The sequence below is a fragment of the Acidovorax sp. WCS2018Noco2-16 genome (genome assembly GCF_031843945.1).
Lineage (GTDB): Bacteria > Pseudomonadota > Gammaproteobacteria > Burkholderiales > Burkholderiaceae_C > Paracidovorax.
Genome location: NZ_JAVTJJ010000001.1, coordinates 588,038 through 605,958, shown reverse-complemented (window position 1 = coordinate 605,958; position 17,921 = coordinate 588,038). Strand labels below are relative to the sequence as shown.

Sequence of the window (17,921 nt, the reverse complement as noted above, 5' to 3'; positions counted from 1 at the left end):
CGCCCCCCATCGCGTAAGGAGTAATCACCATGAACGCCAACGACGCCATCCTGTCCGCCACCCCCTCCGTGCCCAACGCCGACCCGCGCCACGACCCCACGCGCGTGATTCGCGCCCCGCGCGGCAGCCAGCTGAACTGCAAAAACTGGCTGGCCGAAGCGGCCTATCGCATGCTGCAGAACAACCTCGATGCCGAGGTGGCCGAGCGCCCGCAGGATCTGGTGGTCTACGGCGGCATCGGCCGCGCCGCGCGCGACTGGGCCTGCTACGACCAGATCCTTGCATCGCTCAAGGTGCTGGAGGCCGACGAAACCCTGCTCATCCAGTCGGGCAAGCCCGTGGGCGTTTTCAAGACGCACGAGAACGCCCCGCGCGTGCTGCTGGCCAATTCCAACCTGGTGCCGAAGTGGGGCACCTGGGATCATTTCAACGAACTGGACCGCAAGGGCCTCTTCATGTACGGCCAGATGACCGCCGGCAGCTGGATCTACATCGGCAGCCAGGGCATCGTGCAGGGCACGTTCGAGACCTTCGTCGAAGCCGGCCGCCAGCACTACGGCAACAGCCTGGCGGGCAAGTGGATCCTGACCGCCGGCTTAGGCGGCATGGGCGGCGCGCAGCCGCTGGCGGCCACGCTGGCCGGCGCCGTGTCGCTCAACATCGAGTGCCAGCAAAGCAGCATCGACTTTCGCCTGCGCACGCGCTACGTCGATAAGCAGGCGCGCGACATTGACCATGCGCTGGAATTGATTCAAGAGCACTGCGATGCCAAGGAGGCGGTGTCGATCGCGCTGCTGGGCAATGCGGCCGAGGTGCTGCCTGAGCTGGTGAAGCGCGCGGCGGCGGGCGGTTGCAAGCCCGACCTGGTGACTGACCAGACCTCAGCGCACGATCTGATCAACGGCTACCTGCCCGCCGGCTGGAGCGTGCCGCAATGGCAGGCCGCCATGAAAGACCCCGCGCAGCACGCCGCACTGCAAAAGGCCGCGGCCCATTCGTGCGCCGTGCATGTGCAGGCCATGCTGGACTTCCAGGCCATGGGCATTCCCACGGTCGATTACGGCAACAACATCCGCCAGGTGGCGTTCGACGAGGGCGTGAAGAACGCTTTTGACTTCCCCGGCTTCGTGCCGGCCTACATCCGCCCGCTGTTCTGCGAAGGCAAGGGCCCGTTCCGCTGGGTCGCGCTCTCGGGCGACCCGGAAGACATCTACAAGACCGACGCCAAGATCAAGGAGTTGTTTCCCGACAACCACCACACGCACCGCTGGCTGGACATGGCGCGCGAACGCATCGCCTTCCAGGGCCTGCCTGCGCGCATCTGCTGGCTGGGCCTGGGCGAGCGCCACAAGGCCGCGCTGGCCTTCAACGAGATGGTGAAAAGCGGCGAGCTGAAGGCGCCCATCGTCATCGGCCGCGACCACCTGGACACCGGCTCGGTCGCCAGCCCCAACCGCGAGACCGAGGCCATGAAGGACGGCACCGACGCCGTGAGCGACTGGCCGCTGCTGAACGCGCTGCTCAACACCGCCGGCGGCGCCACGTGGGTGAGCCTGCACCACGGCGGCGGCGTGGGCATGGGCTATTCGCAGCATGCGGGCGTGGTGATCGTTGCCGACGGCACCGATGAAGCCGCTGCCCGCCTGGGCCGCGTGCTGTGGAACGACCCCGCTACGGGCGTGATGCGCCATGCCGATGCGGGCTACGACATCGCCATTGCCACCGCCAAAAAGCAGGGCCTGAACCTGCCCATGGTGCGCTGAGCGCTGGAGCCGGCATGCACATGTCCAGCGACACCTTGCACCGGTTCGATCTGGCCACCGCGCCCGCCATGCCGTGGAAGAACGGCGGCGGAACCACGCGCGAGATCGTCTGCTGGCCGCCCGGCGCGGGCATCGACGACTTCGGCTGGCGCGTGAGCGTGGCGAGCGTGGAGCAGGCGGGGCCGTTTTCGGCCTTCCCCGGCATCGACCGGCAGATCATGTGGCTGACCGGTGGCGGCCTGCATGTGCGATCTGATGACGGAGCCATCGACCGGGTTTTGCAGGCGCCCTGGCATCCCTTTGCCTTTGCTGGCGAGGCCACGCTGGCCTGCACCCTGGTGGGCGAGCCGTCGCAGGACTTCAACCTCATGCTGCGGCGCGGCGCCTGGCGCGGTGCCATCGACGTGGTGCACCACGCCGTGCAGCCGGGCGCAGCACCAGCCGGGCTGTGCATGGTGCTGGCGGGCACGTGGCAGCAGGGCGGGGCGCTGTTCACGCCCGGCCAGGGTTTGTGGTGGAGCGCGGGCGCACCGGCCGAAGCGCTGGCGCCGCAACTGGCAGCGCAAGAATCGGTGGACCACTGTGCGCTGGCCTGGATCGAATTACAGCAAGTTTATGAATGAAATTGGCCTCTAGCGCTTATCAGTCAAGCGCTAGTAGCTATCAAAATAATAGTAAAAAGGATTTGGCCATGTCTGCTGCCTTCGCGCCCCCACTGCCCAGCGCCGACGGCGTATGGGGTGACGTGCGGCTGGTTGATGAGCTGGCGCGGCCCGACGTGCCGGTGCCGCCAGGCGCTGCCGCCAGCATCGTGGTGCAGCAAGGGCTGGTGCGCTGGGTGGGGCCGTCTGATGCGCTTCCAGCCATGTTCGCCAACCTTCCGAGACGCGCGGGCAACGGCCTGCTCGCCACGCCAGGTCTGGTCGATTGCCATACGCACCTGGTCTACGGCGGGCAGCGCGCCAACGAATTCGCCATGCGCCTGGCAGGCGCCAGCTACGAAGAGGTGGCGAGCGCGGGCGGCGGCATCGTGTCGTCGGTGCAGGCCACCCGCGCGGCCACCGAAGACGAGCTTTTCGCCCAGGCCCTGCCGCGGCTGCAGTCCCTGCTGGATGAAGGCGTGTGTGCGGTCGAGATCAAGTCTGGCTATGGCCTGTCTTTGGAGCACGAGCGCAAGCAACTGCGTGTGGCGCGGCGGCTGGGCGAAGCTTGCGGCGTGACTGTGCGCACCACCTTCCTGGGCGCCCACGCGCTGCCGCCCGAATATGCCGGCCGCAGTCAGGATTACATCGACTTGGTGTGCCATGAGATGCTGCCCCCGCTGGCCGAAGAAAACCTGGTGGATGCGGTGGACGTGTTCTGCGAGCGCATCGCCTTCACCCTGGCCGAGACAAACCAAGTCTTCCAGGCCGCGCAGCGCCTGGGCCTGCCGGTGAAGCTGCATGCCGAGCAGCTGTCCGACATGGGCGGCGCGCAGCTCGCGGCCCGGTACGGCGCGCTGTCGTGCGATCACATCGAACATCTGTCGCCAGCGGGCATTGCCGCCATGCGCGACGCAGGCACCGTGGCGGTGCTGCTGCCGGGCGCCTACTACACGCTGCGCGACACGCATCTGCCGCCCATTCAGCAATTGCGCGACGCGGGCGTGTCCATGGCCGTCTCCACCGACCACAACCCCGGCACGTCGCCCGCGCTGAGCCTGCGGCTGATGGCCAACATGGCCTGCACGCTGTTTCGCCTGACAGTGCCCGAGGCGCTGGCCGGCATCACCACGCACGCCGCGCGCGCCCTGGGCCTGCAGGATTCGCACGGCTTGATCGCCGCCGGCCGGCCTGCCAACTTCGTACTGTGGCCCGTGGCCGAGGCGGCCGAGATCGCCTACTGGTTTGGCGACCGGCCGGCCTGCACCGTGGTGCGGCAGGGCCGGGTGGCGCGCGGTGGCTGATCGCCCATGTTGGCGCTGAAAGAACGAACACATGGACTCCATCAAGGAAATGATCTCCACGTCGGAGCAGGGCGGCGGCGCGCTGTTTGCCGCCGATGCGCTGCTGCCCACCGGCTGGGCGCGCGACGTGCTGCTGCGCTGGGACGCGGCAGGCACGCTGCAATCGGTGCAAGCGGGCGCGCAGGCTGGCAGCGCGCCGCACGCGCCGGGCCCGCTGATTCCTGGTCTGCCCAATCTGCATTCGCATGCGTTTCAGCGCGCCTTTGCCGGCCTGACGGAATACCGCGCACCGCAGCCCGGCGGCGGGCAAGACAGCTTCTGGAGCTGGCGCAGCCTGATGTATCGCTTTGCCGCGCGCATCACGCCCGAATCGCTGGAGGCCATCGCCACCTGGCTCTACGTCGAAATGCTGGAGGCGGGCTACACCGCGGTCTGCGAATTCCACTACGTGCACCACGACCAGGACGGCACGCCGTACGCCGACGACGCCACGCTGGCGCAGACGCTGCTGCGCGCCGCCAGCACGGCAGGCATCGGCATCACGCTGCTGCCCGTGCTGTATCAGACCAGCGGTTTCGGCGGCCAGCCGCCGCGCGAAGCCCAGGCCCGGTTCATCCGCTCCACCGACTCGATGCTATCTTTATTGGAGCGCCTGGCGCCCGCAGTACGGGCGCAGCAGGCCTGTTTGGGCCTGGCGCCGCATTCGCTGCGCGCCGTGCCGCCCGACAGTCTGCGTGTGGCCCTGCAGGGGTTGGCGGCGCTGAATGAACGCGCGCCCATCCACATCCACATTGCCGAGCAGACGCAGGAAGTTCAGGATTGCTTGGCCTGGAGCGGCCAACGCCCGGTGCAGTGGCTGCTGGAAAACGCCCCCGTCGATGCGCGCTGGTGCCTGGTGCACGCCACGCATATGACGCCTGACGAATACGCCGCCGCCGCGCGCACCGGCGCCGTGGCCGGCATCTGCCCCACGACAGAAGCGAACCTGGGCGACGGCCTCTTCGACATGCCGCTGTGGCTGCAGAACGGCGGGCGCTGGGGCGTGGGATCCGACAGCCACGCCTGCGTGAATGCGGCGGAAGAATTGATGCTGCTCGAATACGGCCAGCGCCTGTCGACCCGCCAGCGCAACGTGCTGGCCACCGCCAGCCAGCCGCAGGTGGCCACCGCTATGACGCTGCAGGCGGTGCAGGGCGGGGCTCAGGCGGCAGGGCGTGCCATAGCGGGACTGGCCACGGGCCAACAGGCCGACTGGGTGGCGCTGGACGCCGATCAGCTGGCGCTGCAGGGTCTGCCCGCGGACAGCCAATTGGGTGCGCATGTGTTCGGCAGCCACCGCACGTCGGCAGTGCACGGCGTGTGGGTGGCAGGCCGCCAGCGCGTGCAGGCCGGCCGCCATCCGCTGCATGACACTGCTGCGCGAGCCTTCGTGCAAGCGCGCTCTGCCACCATTCACACTGATTGATCTTCCCGCAGACTTTTTGCATCCCATGACCGATATCGCCATTCCTGCTTTCACCTTCCACCAGGGCACTGCACCCCTGCTGCTGTCGATGCCGCACGTCGGCACCCATGTACCTCCCGCCATCGCGGCACGCTTTACCGAAGAAGCCCGCCAGGTGCCAGACACCGATTGGCATCTGGAGCGCCTGTACGCCTTCGCGCGCGAACTCGGTGCCTCGATCCTCGTTGCCACGCACTCGCGCTACGTGGTCGATTTGAATCGCCCGCCCGACGGGGCCAGCCTGTATCCCGGCCAAAGCGTGACGGGTCTGTGCCCGGTCGACACGTTCGACGACACGCCCATCTATGCCAACCGCGATGGCCCCGACGCGGCTGAAACCGCTGCCCGCCGCGATGCGGTGTGGGCGCCTTATCACGCGCAACTTGGTCAGGAACTGGAGCGCATCCGCGCGGCGCATGGCGTGGCCGTGCTGTGGGACGCGCATTCCATCCGCTCCGTGCTGCCGCGTTTCTTCGAAGGCAGGTTGCCCGACCTGAACCTGGGCACGGCCAATGGTGAGAGCTGCGCGCCCGAGCTGGCGCAGCAGTTGCTGGCCATCGGCGAGGCCAGCGGATATTCCGCCGTTCTCAACGGCCGCTTCAAAGGCGGCCACATCACCCGTCAATACGGCCGCCCGGCAGACAACGTGCATGCGGTGCAACTGGAAATGACGCAGGCCAGTTACATGCAGGAGGCGTTGCCCTTCGACTACCTGCCCGACGTGGCAGCCCGTGTGGAACCGACCTTGCGCCAGATGATCGAGGCAGCGTTGGCGTTCGCGCACGCACAGGCGAGGCGATAGGACGCCCGATCCCATCACGAACCACCCGCAGCAGCGCCAAACGACTACTATGGGCCTATGGACACCATGCAAGACACCGAGCTCAGCCAGGCGCTAGCGCCGGCAGCTTCCCCGAATGCCGAGCCTGCATGGGGGTGGGGTGATCGCTTTTGCATGCCGCTATTCAGTCCTGGCACGCGGGTGCGCATGGCGGGCGAGTGGGAAACCGTGAGCCACGTCGGGCTGCGACGCCAGGAGCTCGCGATCTATCTGGTCGGCCGGGATTTGCCGGTCGACCCGTCCCGGCTGGAGCTGGCCGCCACTACCTTTACGACTCTGCGCGTGCCGGAAGCACGCTAAAGCCAAAGTCGCACAGTTCAGGCTGTCGCCGTGCCTGGCTGTTGCGCCATGGCTTCGCCCAGCCGCGTTGGCCGCAGCGGCCCCCAGCCCGCTTCGAACTGCACCGCATCGCGTTGAAACAGCAGCACGACGGTGGAGCCCAGCAAAAACCGTCCCATCTCGTCGCCCTGGTTCAGCGTGATCTGCTGGTCGGCGTAGTCCCATTGAACCAATCGGCCTGGGCGTGGCGGGTTCACCTGCCCATGCCATACGGTCGCCATGCTGCCGACGATGGTGGCCCCTACCAGCACCAGCGCCATCGGCCCCAACGGGGTTTCGAACAGACACACGACCCTTTCGTTGCGCGCGAACAGCCCCGGCACGCCGCGCGCCGTGAGCGGGTTTACCGAAAACAGCGCACCCGGCACGTGCACCATGCGCAGCAGCCGGCCCGCGCACGGCATGTGGATGCGGTGGTAGTCGCGCGGGCTCAGGTAAATGGTGGCAAAGCTACCGTCGTTGAACTGCGCTGCCGTTGCTGCGTCGCCACCCAGCAGTGCAGTCGTGGAATAGTGGTGGCCTTTGGCCTGGAAGATCTGGTCGTGCGCAATGGCGCCCAACTGGCTTACCGCACCATCGACCGGGCACACCACGGCGGCATTGGCCAGCGGCCGGGCGCCAGGGCGCAGCGCGCGGGTGAAGAAGTCGTTGAAGGTCGCGTAGCTGGCAATATCCGGATTGGCCGCCTCTTTCATATCGACGCCGTACTGCGCCACGAAGCGGCGGATCGCCGAGGTGGTGATGCTGCCCGCACGGGCGGAGGCGAATCGGCCGGCAATCATGGTGAGCAATTGCTTGGGCAACAGGTACTGGGGGAGGACGGCGAGGCGGTCAGACACGTGGGGGGAATCCTTGGGTGGGGCCGATGATTCTAGAGGCGCGCAGGCCTCGGCGAGGGTGGCGCTCCCCTGCATGGCGCAGTGAACCGTAGCGCGGTACAATCGACAGGCTAATGCACAGCGACTTGCCTGTCCATTGAAGCCGTCGCCCCCGGCCCTGTCGCCTCATGCGCCCCGGGTGCAGCGACTCCCCTGCATGTCATGCCCGCGCTGCCCGGTCTTTTCAAGGCCTGAGCAGCTTGTTGTGAGCAGCGTCGGCATGCAGGTGCGCCCCAGAATATTTGTTATTTGGAACTTGACTGAAACATGGCAAAAGAAGAACTGATTGAAATGCAGGGCTCCGTGACGGAAGTCTTGCCTGACTCGCGCTTTCGCGTCACGCTGGAAAACGGCCACCAACTCATCGCCTATACCGGTGGCAAGATGCGCAAGCATCACATCCGCATTCTGGCCGGCGACAAGGTGTCGCTGGAACTGTCGCCTTACGACCTGACCAAGGGCCGCATCACGTTCCGTCACTTGGCCGGTCGCGGCCCTGGTCCGTCCAGCCGTTGATGGATAGTTGCCGCGCAAAAAAATCGCGGCAACTTTTGCAAACTGGCCAAAGTGGCTCAAATTGCAGGTTAGAATTCTTTTTGTCGGAGCGTAGCGCAGCCTGGTAGCGCATCTGCTTTGGGAGCAGAGGGTCGCGAGTTCGAATCCCGCCGCTCCGACCATTGATTCAAGGGGTTGCATCGCAAGGTGCAACCCCTTTGTCATTTCCGCCCCTCGATCCGGCCTGGCTCGCCACGCACGTCGCACCAACGTCGCATGCCCCTGGTTTCACCGTATTTGCCCGTTTCCGCTCTCCTGCCTGCCAAGCGCATGGAGGCGGTCGATGCACTGCGCGGCATCGCCATGCTATGGATGACCGTCTTTCACTTCTGCTTCGATCTCAGCCACTTCGGCTACTGGGCGCAGGACTTTCGTTCCGACCCTGTCTGGACGGTCCAGCGCACGCTGATCGTCAGCCTGTTCCTGATTTGTGCCGGCATGGGGCAGGCGCTGGCATCGGCCAACGGGCTGGGCTGGTCACGGTTCAGCCGCCGGTGGTTGCAGGTGGTGGGTGCAGCGCTGCTCGTCACGGCCGGCTCGGCCATCATGTTTCCGCGCACCTTCATCTACTTCGGCGTTTTGCACGGCATGGCGGTGATGCTGCTCATCGCACGACTGAGCACGCCGGCCGGCCGTTGGTTGTGGCCCGCCGGAGTGGTGGCGCTGGCGTTGCCGAGCGTGGCGGCCTGGGCCCTTTCGGGGCCGCTCGCTGGCGCTGCCGATGTGTTCAGCAGCCGCGCGCTCAATTGGCTCGGGCTGGTCACGCGCAAGCCTTTCACAGAAGACTACGTGCCTGTGCTGCCCTGGCTGGGCGTGATGTGGTGGGGCGTTGCCAGCGGCCAGTGGCTGTTGCGCCACCGTCCGCACTGGCTCGCCATGCCTTTGCCGCGCTCGATGGGGTGGCTGCCCGTGCTGGGCCGCCACAGCTTGAGCTACTACCTCTTGCACCAGCCCGTGATGATCGGCGCCATCATGGCTTGGGCCGCGCTGGCGGGCTGATTGTTTAGCGTCTTACCTGAAGCGCGCCTGGGTTGACGATGTTCGTCGGCGTGCCGCGGATGTAGTTCACGACGTTGTCGAAAGCCGCCCCGAAGTACAGCTCGTAGCTGTCTTGTTCCACGTAGCCGATGTGGGGCGTGCAAATGCAGTTTTCCAGCCGCAGCAGTGCATGGCCTTGCAGGATAGGTTCGCTCTCGAACACATCTACTGCCGCCATGCCGGGTCGGCCGCGGTTGAGTGCGGCGATGAGCGCGTCGGGCTGAATCAGTTCAGCGCGTGACGTGTTCACGATCAGCGACGTTGGCTTCATGGCCGACAGGTCTTCCAGTGTGACGATGTTGCGCGTGTCGTCGTTCAGCCGCAGATGCAGCGATATCACGTCGCACTGCGAGAAGAATTCCTCGCGCGTGCTGGCCACCTGCAGGCCGTCGCTCAGCGCCTGCGCGCGCGATGCCTCACGGCCCCACACGCGCACGTTCATGCCGAACGCGCGACCGTAGCCTGCCACCAACTGCCCAATACGGCCATAGCCCCAGATGCCCAGCGTCTTGCCACGCAGCACCGTACCGACGCCAAAGTTAGGCGGCATCGACCCTGAGCGCAGGCCCGACTGCTGCCAGGCGCCGTGCTTCAGATTGGCGATGTACTGGGGCAGGCGGCGCATGGCCGCCATGATCAGTGCCCAGGTGAGTTCCGCCGGGGCGACGGGTGAGCCCACGCCTTCGGCCACTGCAATGCCGCGTTCGGTACAGGCCTGCACATCGACATGGCTGCCGACCTTGCCGGTCTGTGCGATCAATCTCAGGCGCGGCAGCTTTTCCACCAATTGACGCGTGATCTGGGTGCGCTCTCGCACCAGCACGATGATGTCTGCGTCTTTCAGGCGCACCGATAGCTGGCCCAGGCCTTTGACCGTATTTGTGTACACCTTGGCGGAATAGGGGTCGAGCCGTGCAGCGCAGTGCAGCTTGCGCACAGCGTCCTGGTAGTCGTCGAGTATGACTATGTTCATGTTGTCCATTGCGTCCGCACCGGGTGCGGTCCGGGGGCCCGGAAACGAGTTCCGCCGCCACTGGCTACATCAAGAAAAAGAAAGGGCGAATCAACGGGGCAGTCGCATTGCACGCTGCGCCGGTGCCGCATTGTCGTTCATCCCCATGCCGTGGCGGCCGCCCGAATGCCCGCTTGCAACCAGACGGGACACACCGTTACAAAACGCCACGTCCCTAGGGCTGCCTTGCTGAGCACGGACCTTTCGCGGTCGCTTGGGCGACGCCGCATTGGTGCGATCCCCAATACGGGCGTCGGCGTGCGTGTTTACGCTCCGCTTCAAAGGAACAATTTTGCATGCGACCTCACCACCGTTTCTGGCCGCGCCGGCTGCCGCACGCGCTTCGAGTTCCCGCCACATCGCTCTGGGACAACCTGGCCACCAGCGCGCGTCGGTACCCCGACAAGCCTGCGTTGGTCTTCTTCGGCGCGCACATGCCGTACCGCGAACTGGCCGACTCCGCCGAGCGGCTGGCGGCGCACCTCTATGCGCTGGGTGTGCGCAAGGGCGACCGGGTGGTGCTGTGCATGCAGAACTGCCCGCAATTGGTGGTGGCGCACTTCGCCATCCTGCGCGCCAATGCCGTCGTGGTGCCGGTCAACCCGATGAATCGTGCCGAGGAGCTCAAGCACTACATCACCGACCCCGACACCCGCGTCGCCATCACCACCGCCGACCTGGCGGCGGAACTGGGCCAGGCCAGCGATGCGCTGCCTGCTGAATCTGCCTTGCGGCATTTGATCGTCACGCAATTCACCGATGCGTTCGACCCCAGTGCCGAGGGCCCTGATGCCGTGCCCGCGCACTGGCGTGACTGGCTGTGCACGCAGCGCGCACTGCCTCGCTTGGCGCACGGCCAGGTGCATGCGTGGACCGATGCCCTGGCTTGCACAGACGCCGCACCAGCGCATGACGCGGCCAGCAGCGACTTGGCCGTACTGCCCTACACCAGCGGCACCACCGGCTTGCCCAAGGGATGCATGCACCCGCACCGCAGCATCATGCACAACGCCGTCGCCGGCAGCCTGTGGGGCACGGGCACGCCCGAAGGCGTGGTGCTGGCGGTAGTGCCCATGTTTCACATCACCGGCATGGTCAGCGTGATGCACACCACGATCTACTGCGGCTCCACGCTGGTGATCATGCCGCGCTGGGACCGCGACTTGGCGGGCCGGCTGATCTCGCACTACCGCGTGACCAGCTGGACCAACATACCCACCATGATCATCGACCTGATGGGCAGCCCGCATTTCGGCGACTACGACCTGTCGAGCCTGCTCTACATCGGCGGCGGCGGCGCCGCCATGCCGCAGGCGGTGGCGCAGCGGCTGTTCGACCATTACGGCCTGCGCTATTCCGAAGGCTACGGGCTGACCGAAACCGCCGCGCCCACGCATTCCAACCCGCCCGACCATCCCAAGCAGCAATGCCTGGGCATTCCCTTCATAAGCACCGATGCCCGCATCGTGGACCCCGACACGCTGCGCGAGCTGGGCGTGGGCGAGCAGGGCGAGATCGTCATGCATGGGCCCGAGGTGTTCGATGGCTACTGGAAGCGCCCCGACGCCACGGCATTGGCCTTCATCGACATCGACGGAAAGCGATTCTTCCGTTCAGGCGACCTGGGGCACAGGGATGAAGACGGCTACTTCTTCCTCACCGACCGGCTCAAGCGGATGATCAACGCCAGCGGCTTTAAGGTGTGGCCGGCGGAAGTCGAGGCGCTGATGTTCCGCCACCCGGCAATCCAGGAAGCCTGCGTAATCGCCGCACGCGACGCCTACCGCGGTGAAACCGTCAAGGCGGTGGTGGTGCTGCGCAGCGACCAGCGCGGCCAGGTGTCCGAAGCGGACGTTACCGCGTGGTGCCACGAACACATGGCGGTGTACAAGGCGCCGCGCATCGTGCAGTTCGTCGATGCCTTGCCCAAGAGCGGCAGCGGCAAGGTGATGTGGCGCGCGCTGCAGGAGGCCGAGCCCGGTTGAGCGTCGCGGTTCGGCGCGGGGGGCCTTTACGAACGCGTATCGGCCAGCTCGCCCAGCTCCCGCTCCAGCAGGGCTGGGTCTTCCAGCTGCAATTCGATCAGGCGGCGCAAGTGGGTCACGCTGTCAAGGTCGATTACGCGGCACAGCAAACCGACCTGCTCGCCGTCGATGTGAGCCACTTCCGCAGACATCGAGATGTGCGCTTCGCCCGGCGACAGTGGCATGGCCAGCTGGCAGGGCATGCCCACCGCCAGAACGACGTCGGGCGGCAGTTGCAGCAACGCGCCTTTGAGCGACAGATCCAGCACCTGTGCGGCGAAGGTGCCGTGGCCGGTGGTGAACTGGGCGGGCGCTTGAAACCCGATGCGGATGAAGTGGCGGCGCTCTGAGGCCATGGAAAGCTCCTGGTGGGTGCCCGGCATGCTAGCGCAAGGCGGAGGCCGCGTGGCGCACGCTCTGAACAACGCCGCTGCGGTGCCTTAAGCTCGCGTGCTATGGCCCAAGTGACGTTTCCCCCTCCCTATGTTTCCGTTGGCGATATCGCTGCGCAACTGCGTGACACCGGCCACGTGGTCTTGAGCCCGCAGGATGTCATGGCCTGGGCGGGCGCGGACCTTGGCGAGCTCAACGCTTTGCGCGCCGACTGGAACGATCTCCCGCCCGACGAGTTCCTGAAGGACGGCGGCCGCTACCGCCGGCGCCGCCATGCCAGCTTCGTGGCCGAACCCGACCCGCTGAGCGGTGAAATACAGTTGCGCCCCGTGCCGCACCGCGCCCATTGGCAACCCGTGGAATACAACGCGCTGCACGGTGGCATGGAGCGCTGGTTCGCGCCCGTGACCGATGCGGTGTTGGCGGCACCTGCCTGGCAGCGTTTGATGGCGTCGCTTGCGGGCCTGGCGCAGGCAGCGCTGGCGTCCAAGCCGCAGCCGTGGTTTGTCGAAGCGCACCAGTTCCGAATCGACACCGCAGGCGGCATCGGCCGCCCCACGCCCGAAGGCGCGCACCGCGACGGCGTGGATCTGGTGGCGGTGTTCCTCGTTGCGCGCGAGGGCATCAAGGGAGGCGAGACCCGCATCTTCGAAGCGGCCGGCCCCTTCGGCCAGCGTTTCACGTTGACCGAGCCGTGGTCGCTGCTGCTGCTGGACGACAGCCGCATGATCCACGAAACCACGCCCATCCAGCCCTTGGCGGCTGGCGGTTGGCGCGATACGCTGGTAGTCACATGCAGGCGCGGCGGCTTTCAGGATGCCATAGACACGACGGTGCAAGTCCCTGCGAACTGATGGGCATCAAGGCCAAGGATCGCCGCCGCTGCCACACTGTCATGGTTCCCGCGGCTGTCAGGCCGTCTCTCAACCTGAAGGAGAAGACTCTATGTTCCAACACATTCTGATTCCCGTCGACGGTTCGAACACCTCGCAGATCGCAGTGTCCAAGGCTGCTGGCCTGGCCAAGGCGTTCGGCAGCAAGGTGACGGCTTTGTATGTGGTCGACCCGTACCCCTTCACGGGCGTGGGTGCCGACTTTGCCTACGGCCAGTCGCAGTACCTGACGGCCGCCACGGCTGAGGCCAATACGGCGCTGGATGCCGCCAAGTCTGCCCTGGAGCAGGCGGGCATTCCCGTGACGACGGTGGTGGGCGAAGGGCACGCTGTACACGACGGCATTGCGCGCGCGGCGGAATCGTCGGGCGCCGATCTGATCGTCATGGGCTCCCACGGCCGGCGCGGCCTGGAGAAGCTGGTGCTGGGAAGTGTCACGCAGCGTGTGCTGGGCGTGGCCAAGGTGCCGGTGCTGGTCGTGCGCGACTGATCTGTATTGCAGCTCCCACCTCTCTGAAGCGGTGGGCGGTGCGGCCATCAAAAAAGGCTCCCGAAGCAATCGCCTCGGGAGCCTTTTGTCATGCTTTGGAGATTCGCTTGGCTTACTCGATCTTCGCGCCCGAGGCCTCGACGATGCCCTTCCACTTGGCGTAGTCGTTGCGGAACAGCGTGTTGAACTGGCTGACCGACAGCGCTTCAGGCTCGGCGCCCTGGGCCTGGATGGCCGCCTTCATCTCCGGCGTGGCCAGCAGCTTGTTGACCTCGGTATTCAAGCGGGTGACCACGGCAGCGGGCGTGCCGGCCGGTGCGAACAGGCCGTACCAGGTGCTCACGTCGAAGCCGGCGTAGCCCGACTCGGCCACGGTGGGCACGTCAGGCAGCGACGAGCTGCGGCGTGCCGACGTCACGGCCAGCGGGCGCAGCTTGCCCGACTTGATCTGGCCGATGGCGGAGGGGACTGACGACACCAGCAGATCCACGTTGCCCGACAGCGCATCCATCAGCGCCGGGTTCGATCCCTTGTACGGCACGTGCACCAGCTTCACGCCGGCGGCCTTTTCAAACAGGTCGCCCGCCAGGTGAATGGAGGTGCCGTTGCCCGGCGAGCCGTAGGTGATGGTGCCCGGCGTGGCCTTGGCGGCAGCCACCACGTCGGCCAGTGTCTTGAAGCGCGAATTGGCGCTGGTGGCGATGATCACCGGCGTGTAGGCAACGTGGGCGATGGGCGTCAGGTCGCGCGTGGGCTCCCATGGCAGGTTCTTGTAGAGCCATGGGCCGATGACCAGGTTGTCCTTCTGGCCCATCACGATGTCGTAGCCCGTAGGCGCCATGCGAACGGTTTCGGTGATGCCTAGCGTGCCGCCGGCGCCGGGTCGGTTGTCGGCCACCACAGTCCACTTGGTGCTCTCGCCCAGCTTGGTTGCCACCAGGCGCGCCAGGATGTCGGTGCCGCCGCCGGGCGGGAAGGGCACGATCAGGCGGACCGGCTTGGTGGGGTAGTCGGCGCCGGCAGCAGCGGTCTGCGCGTGCGCGCCGGTGCTCACGGCAAGGGCCAGGGCGGTGAAGGACAGCAGGGTGCGAATCATGGTGTGGTTGTCTCCGTTGTCGTCAAAAAATGAGAGGGTTGCAGCGGTTTAGTGCCAATTATGCCTCTAGCGCCCTATCCATAAGCGCTAGTAGCTATTAAAGTGATAGCGTTTGGGTGGATCAGCCTTCGCGCACGTCGGCCACAGGCGCATCGCCGAAGTCGGCGCGCGCCAGCCAGGCCAGCACGCGGCGGGCGGCCTCGTCGGGCGATGTGAGCCGGCCTTCGTCCTTGAGTGCCGCAAAGCTGCCCGCGTCCGGAAAGCGCTGCGGGTCGGCGCCGCGCAACTGGGTCTGCATGTCGGTGTCGATGACGCCGGGCGCCAGCGAACACACGCGCGCGCCGTGCGGCCGGGCTGCTTCGTCGAGCGCCACGCAGCGGGTGAAGTGGTCCATGCCCGCCTTGGCCGCGCAGTAGGCGGCCTGCGACGCCATGGCGCGCCGGCCCAGGCCCGACGAAATGTTGAGCACCTTGCGCGGCACCTGCCAGCCGGCCGTCGCGCCCAGGAAGGCACCCGTCAGCAGCATGGGCGCCTCCAGCCCCACGCGCAGTGCCTGCGCCAGTGCATCGGGGTCGCTATCCGACAGCGGGGCGATTGGCGGAATCACGCCCGCGTTGTTGATCAGCGTGGCCGACGCGAGGCGGCCGGCGGGCAGGGCGGTGAGCCAGTCGCGCAGCCGTGCGGCGGCGTCGGGCGCCTGCGCCAGGTCGATGGGCCACTGCTCCAGCGTGGCCCCGGTTCCTTCGGCGGCCGATGTTAGTTCAGCGGACGGGTTGCGCGACAACGTGACCAGCGTGTGGCCCGGCTGCAGCAGCTGGCGCGCCATGGCCAAGCCCATGCCGCGCGATGCTCCGGTGATCAGATAGAGATGAGGTTGCGTCATGGGCGGCAATGGTAGCGGCCGGGCGCGCAAAGGCACCGAGGGTTTGCGCAAGGCGCGCTGCGTGCCGCGGCTGCAAGGGGCATGCGCAAGGCGCGCTCCCTAGAATCGCCACATGGAAGATTCCAGCCAGCCCCCTGCTACCCGTCGACGCCGAGGTTCGGGCCACGTCACCATCCGCGATGTGGCGCGCCTGGCGGGCGTGGCGCCGATCACCGTGTCACGCGCTTTGAGCACGCCCGACCAGGTGTCGCTGGCAGTGCGCGAGCGCGTGCGCGAGGCGGTGGCCGCCAGCGGCTACGTGCCCAACCTGATCGCCGGCGCCTTGTCGTCAGGCCACAGCCGCATGGTGGCGGCGCTGGTGCCGTCGCTGTCCACGCTCACCCTGCACCCCATGCTGGAAGCGCTGGGCGAGGCGCTGGAGCCCAGCGGCTGCCAATTGCTGCTGGGCCAGACCGGCTACGACAACGCCCGGCTGGACGGCATTCTGGAAACCCTGCTGGGCCGCCGGCCGGCCGGCATCGTCATCACCGGCCCGCTGGAATCGCCCGCCTGGCGCCAGCGCCTGCGTGCCAGCGGCGTGCCGGTGGTGGAAACCTGGGACCTGGTGGACGACCCCATCGACCTGCTGGTGGGCTTTTCGCACGCCGGCATGGCGCGGGAGGTGGTGGCTTTTTTGCACGCGGGCGGCCGGCGGCGACTGGCGTTCTTCGGCGCGCAAGATGCCCGGTCGCGGGCGCGCGCCGCCGCTTTCACACAAGCCGCGCAGGCGCTGGGCTTGCCCGTGCCGCTGATGCATGCCGCGCCCGCGCCGGCCACGGTGCGCAGCGGGCGCGACGCACTGGCCGCGTTGGTGGAGCAGGGCGGTGCATTGCCGGTCGATGCCGTGTTCTGCAATTCGGACCTGATGGCCATGGGTGTGTTGATTGAGGCGCAGGCGCGGGGCCTGCGCGTGCCAGGTCAACTGGCGATCGTCGGCTGTGGCGACTTGCCGTTCTCTGGCGACATGGAGCCCGCGCTGACCACGGTGCATCTGGATGGGCAGGCGATTGGCGCGCGCGCCGGGCAGCTCATCGTCGACCGCCTGGAAGGCCGGGAGATCGCCAGCCGCGTTTGGGATCTCGGTTTTTCCATCACCCGGCGCGCGACCAGCTGATCGGCAAGACGGCCGCGCGTCTCATGGAAAACGAGCATGCGCTGACCCTTTCACGATTCAAATGGTACCGGTACCATTCGTAGACAACAAGCATGACTGGAGATACACCATGGCGTTTTTGACGAATCGGCGCGGCGCGATGCTGGCGCTGGGAACGGGCCTGCTGCCCGCCTGGGCCGCCGCGCAGGACGCGCAGTGGCCGACGCGCCCCGTGCGCCTGGTGGTGCCCACGCCGCCGGGCGGCGCCAGTGACCGGCTGGCGCGCCTGCTGGGCACTGGCATGGGCAAGTTCCTGGGCCAGCCCATCGTGGTGGACAACCGGGGCGGCGCTGGCGGCACGCTGGGCACGGCGGTGGCGGCCAAGGCCCCGGCGGATGGCTACACGCTGCTGTTCACCGGGGTCTTCAATGCCATCAACCCCAGCCTGTACGCCAAGCTGCCCTACGACTACCTGCAGGATTTCATTCGCGTGGCGCCCATGACGCAGGGCCCCAACGTGCTGGTGGTGCGGCCCGACTTCGACGCCGACACGCTGGCCGCCTTCGTGGCGCTGGCACGCGCCAAGCCGGGCGCCATCGACTTTGCGAGCGGCGGCAATGGCACGTCGGGCCACCTCACGCTGGAGATGTTCCAGCGCGCGGCCCGCATCCAGCTCAACCACATTGCCTACAAAGGCACGGCGCCTGCGTTGCAGGACGTGCTGGCAGGCACCGTGCGCGTCATCGCGCTCAACCAAGATACCGCCCTGCCGCACCTGAAGGCCGGCAAGCTCAAGGCGCTGGCGATCAGCGGCGCGCAGCGCAACCCCGCGCTGCCCAACGTGCCGACCTTCGTTGAATCGGGCTTTGCCGACATGGTGGTCACCTCCTGGGCGGGCGTGGATGCGCCCCGGGGTACGCCCGCGCCCATCGTGGAGCGCGTGGCCGCCGCCGTGGCACACGCCATGCGCCAGCCCGAAGTGCGCCAGCCGCTCGAGGCCGACGGCTGGGTGCCCTGGGAATCGACGCCCGGCGAATTCGACGCCTTCGTGCGGCGCGACACGCAGCGCTGGGCGGAGGTGATTCGCGCCGCGCAGATCCGCATCGAGTCCTGATTTCTCTCACTGTTTTTTTGT

At 67.0% G+C, this 17,921-nt stretch carries 18 protein-coding genes and 1 tRNA gene; 14 read left to right on the top strand and 5 right to left on the bottom strand.

What is annotated here, in order from left to right:
* Positions 1 to 29: 29 nt before the first annotated feature.
* From hutU to RQI28_RS02675, 6 genes are all read left to right on the top strand, one after another.
* A complete protein-coding gene (gene hutU, locus RQI28_RS02700; RefSeq protein WP_311221043.1) occupies positions 30 to 1,763 on the top strand; it encodes a urocanate hydratase in 1,734 nt (577 codons plus the stop codon).
* 20 nt (positions 1,764 to 1,783) lie between these two features.
* The gene (locus RQI28_RS02695) at positions 1,784 to 2,386 is read left to right on the top strand and encodes a HutD family protein (RefSeq protein WP_311221042.1); all 603 of its coding nucleotides are present in this window, start codon (positions 1,784 to 1,786) and stop codon (positions 2,384 to 2,386) included.
* A gap of 68 nt (positions 2,387 to 2,454) precedes the next feature.
* Positions 2,455 to 3,708, top strand: a complete 1,254-nt coding sequence (hutI, locus tag RQI28_RS02690; RefSeq protein ID WP_311221041.1) for an imidazolonepropionase — start codon at positions 2,455 to 2,457, stop codon at positions 3,706 to 3,708.
* A gap of 49 nt (positions 3,709 to 3,757) precedes the next feature.
* Entirely contained in the window at positions 3,758 to 5,173 is a 1,416-nt protein-coding gene (locus tag RQI28_RS02685; RefSeq protein ID WP_404976855.1) for a formimidoylglutamate deiminase, read from the top strand.
* Between the two features lie 25 nt (positions 5,174 to 5,198).
* The gene (gene hutG, locus RQI28_RS02680) at positions 5,199 to 6,014 is read left to right on the top strand and encodes an N-formylglutamate deformylase (protein WP_311221039.1); all 816 of its coding nucleotides are present in this window, start codon (positions 5,199 to 5,201) and stop codon (positions 6,012 to 6,014) included.
* Positions 6,015 to 6,167: 153 nt separating this feature from the next.
* Positions 6,168 to 6,353, top strand: coding sequence for a hypothetical protein (locus tag RQI28_RS02675; protein WP_311230719.1), 186 nt, complete (start codon positions 6,168 to 6,170; stop codon positions 6,351 to 6,353).
* Between the two features lie 17 nt (positions 6,354 to 6,370).
* On the opposite strand, the gene asd is transcribed toward RQI28_RS02675, so the two are convergent.
* Entirely contained in the window at positions 6,371 to 7,231 is an 861-nt protein-coding gene (gene asd / locus RQI28_RS02670; protein ID WP_311221037.1) for an archaetidylserine decarboxylase, read from the bottom strand.
* Between the two features lie 306 nt (positions 7,232 to 7,537).
* Between asd and infA the strand changes: the two genes are divergently transcribed.
* From infA to RQI28_RS02655, 3 genes are all read left to right on the top strand, one after another.
* Positions 7,538 to 7,786: a translation initiation factor IF-1 gene (infA, locus tag RQI28_RS02665; protein ID WP_024815327.1), complete on the top strand. Its 249-nt coding sequence runs from the start codon at positions 7,538 to 7,540 to the stop codon at positions 7,784 to 7,786.
* 84 nt (positions 7,787 to 7,870) lie between these two features.
* A tRNA-Pro gene (locus RQI28_RS02660) sits at positions 7,871 to 7,947 on the top strand.
* Positions 7,948 to 8,041: 94 nt separating this feature from the next.
* A complete protein-coding gene (locus tag RQI28_RS02655) occupies positions 8,042 to 8,824 on the top strand; it encodes a DUF1624 domain-containing protein (RefSeq protein WP_404976841.1) in 783 nt (260 codons plus the stop codon).
* 4 nt (positions 8,825 to 8,828) lie between these two features.
* On the opposite strand, the gene RQI28_RS02650 is transcribed toward RQI28_RS02655, so the two are convergent.
* Complete coding sequence (locus RQI28_RS02650; protein ID WP_311221036.1) at positions 8,829 to 9,836, bottom strand: D-2-hydroxyacid dehydrogenase family protein; 1,008 nt, start codon at positions 9,834 to 9,836, stop codon at positions 8,829 to 8,831.
* A gap of 335 nt (positions 9,837 to 10,171) precedes the next feature.
* On the opposite strand from RQI28_RS02650, the gene RQI28_RS02645 reads away from it, so the two are divergent.
* Positions 10,172 to 11,860, top strand: a complete 1,689-nt coding sequence (locus tag RQI28_RS02645; protein ID WP_311221035.1) for a long-chain fatty acid--CoA ligase — start codon at positions 10,172 to 10,174, stop codon at positions 11,858 to 11,860.
* Positions 11,861 to 11,886: 26 nt separating this feature from the next.
* On the opposite strand, the gene RQI28_RS02640 is transcribed toward RQI28_RS02645, so the two are convergent.
* A complete protein-coding gene (locus RQI28_RS02640) occupies positions 11,887 to 12,255 on the bottom strand; it encodes a PilZ domain-containing protein (protein ID WP_311221034.1) in 369 nt (122 codons plus the stop codon).
* A 99-nt stretch (positions 12,256 to 12,354) separates the two neighbouring features.
* Here RQI28_RS02640 and RQI28_RS02635 point away from each other — a divergent pair, with 99 nt between their 5' ends.
* Positions 12,355 to 13,146, top strand: a complete 792-nt coding sequence (locus RQI28_RS02635) for a 2OG-Fe dioxygenase family protein (protein ID WP_311221033.1) — start codon at positions 12,355 to 12,357, stop codon at positions 13,144 to 13,146.
* 91 nt (positions 13,147 to 13,237) lie between these two features.
* A complete protein-coding gene (locus RQI28_RS02630) occupies positions 13,238 to 13,675 on the top strand; it encodes a universal stress protein (protein ID WP_311221032.1) in 438 nt (145 codons plus the stop codon).
* A gap of 112 nt (positions 13,676 to 13,787) precedes the next feature.
* On the opposite strand, the gene RQI28_RS02625 is transcribed toward RQI28_RS02630, so the two are convergent.
* Positions 13,788 to 14,771, bottom strand: a complete 984-nt coding sequence (locus RQI28_RS02625) for a tripartite tricarboxylate transporter substrate binding protein (RefSeq protein WP_311221031.1) — start codon at positions 14,769 to 14,771, stop codon at positions 13,788 to 13,790.
* A gap of 121 nt (positions 14,772 to 14,892) precedes the next feature.
* Positions 14,893 to 15,654, bottom strand: a complete 762-nt coding sequence (locus RQI28_RS02620; RefSeq protein ID WP_311221030.1) for an SDR family NAD(P)-dependent oxidoreductase — start codon at positions 15,652 to 15,654, stop codon at positions 14,893 to 14,895.
* Between the two features lie 112 nt (positions 15,655 to 15,766).
* On the opposite strand from RQI28_RS02620, the gene RQI28_RS02615 reads away from it, so the two are divergent.
* Both RQI28_RS02615 and RQI28_RS02610 read left to right on the top strand, forming a co-directional pair.
* Positions 15,767 to 16,807 carry a LacI family DNA-binding transcriptional regulator gene (locus RQI28_RS02615; protein ID WP_311221029.1) on the top strand — a complete coding sequence of 347 codons (1,041 nt, stop codon included), beginning with the start codon at positions 15,767 to 15,769 and terminating at the stop codon, positions 16,805 to 16,807.
* A gap of 109 nt (positions 16,808 to 16,916) precedes the next feature.
* The gene (locus RQI28_RS02610; protein ID WP_311221028.1) at positions 16,917 to 17,900 is read left to right on the top strand and encodes a tripartite tricarboxylate transporter substrate binding protein; all 984 of its coding nucleotides are present in this window, start codon (positions 16,917 to 16,919) and stop codon (positions 17,898 to 17,900) included.
* Positions 17,901 to 17,921 lie beyond the last annotated feature (21 nt).

Coding starts and splice junctions, on each gene's coding strand:
- infA (WP_024815327.1), top strand. CDS start 7,538: ATGGCAAAAGAAGAACTGATTGAAATGCAGGGCTCCGTGACGGAAGTC.
- RQI28_RS02620 (WP_311221030.1), bottom strand. CDS start 15,654: ATGACGCAACCTCATCTCTATCTGATCACCGGAGCATCGCGCGGCATG.
- hutI (WP_311221041.1), top strand. CDS start 2,455: ATGTCTGCTGCCTTCGCGCCCCCACTGCCCAGCGCCGACGGCGTATGG.
- RQI28_RS02650 (WP_311221036.1), bottom strand. CDS start 9,836: ATGAACATAGTCATACTCGACGACTACCAGGACGCTGTGCGCAAGCTG.
- hutU (WP_311221043.1), top strand. CDS start 30: ATGAACGCCAACGACGCCATCCTGTCCGCCACCCCCTCCGTGCCCAAC.
- RQI28_RS02645 (WP_311221035.1), top strand. CDS start 10,172: ATGCGACCTCACCACCGTTTCTGGCCGCGCCGGCTGCCGCACGCGCTT.
- hutG (WP_311221039.1), top strand. CDS start 5,199: ATGACCGATATCGCCATTCCTGCTTTCACCTTCCACCAGGGCACTGCA.
- RQI28_RS02695 (WP_311221042.1), top strand. CDS start 1,784: ATGTCCAGCGACACCTTGCACCGGTTCGATCTGGCCACCGCGCCCGCC.
- RQI28_RS02610 (WP_311221028.1), top strand. CDS start 16,917: ATGGCGTTTTTGACGAATCGGCGCGGCGCGATGCTGGCGCTGGGAACG.
- RQI28_RS02625 (WP_311221031.1), bottom strand. CDS start 14,771: ATGATTCGCACCCTGCTGTCCTTCACCGCCCTGGCCCTTGCCGTGAGC.
- RQI28_RS02675 (WP_311230719.1), top strand. CDS start 6,168: ATGCCGCTATTCAGTCCTGGCACGCGGGTGCGCATGGCGGGCGAGTGG.
- RQI28_RS02640 (WP_311221034.1), bottom strand. CDS start 12,255: ATGGCCTCAGAGCGCCGCCACTTCATCCGCATCGGGTTTCAAGCGCCC.
- RQI28_RS02615 (WP_311221029.1), top strand. CDS start 15,767: ATGGAAGATTCCAGCCAGCCCCCTGCTACCCGTCGACGCCGAGGTTCG.
- RQI28_RS02655 (WP_404976841.1), top strand. CDS start 8,042: ATGCCCCTGGTTTCACCGTATTTGCCCGTTTCCGCTCTCCTGCCTGCC.
- RQI28_RS02685 (WP_404976855.1), top strand. CDS start 3,758: ATGATCTCCACGTCGGAGCAGGGCGGCGGCGCGCTGTTTGCCGCCGAT.
- RQI28_RS02630 (WP_311221032.1), top strand. CDS start 13,238: ATGTTCCAACACATTCTGATTCCCGTCGACGGTTCGAACACCTCGCAG.
- RQI28_RS02635 (WP_311221033.1), top strand. CDS start 12,355: ATGGCCCAAGTGACGTTTCCCCCTCCCTATGTTTCCGTTGGCGATATC.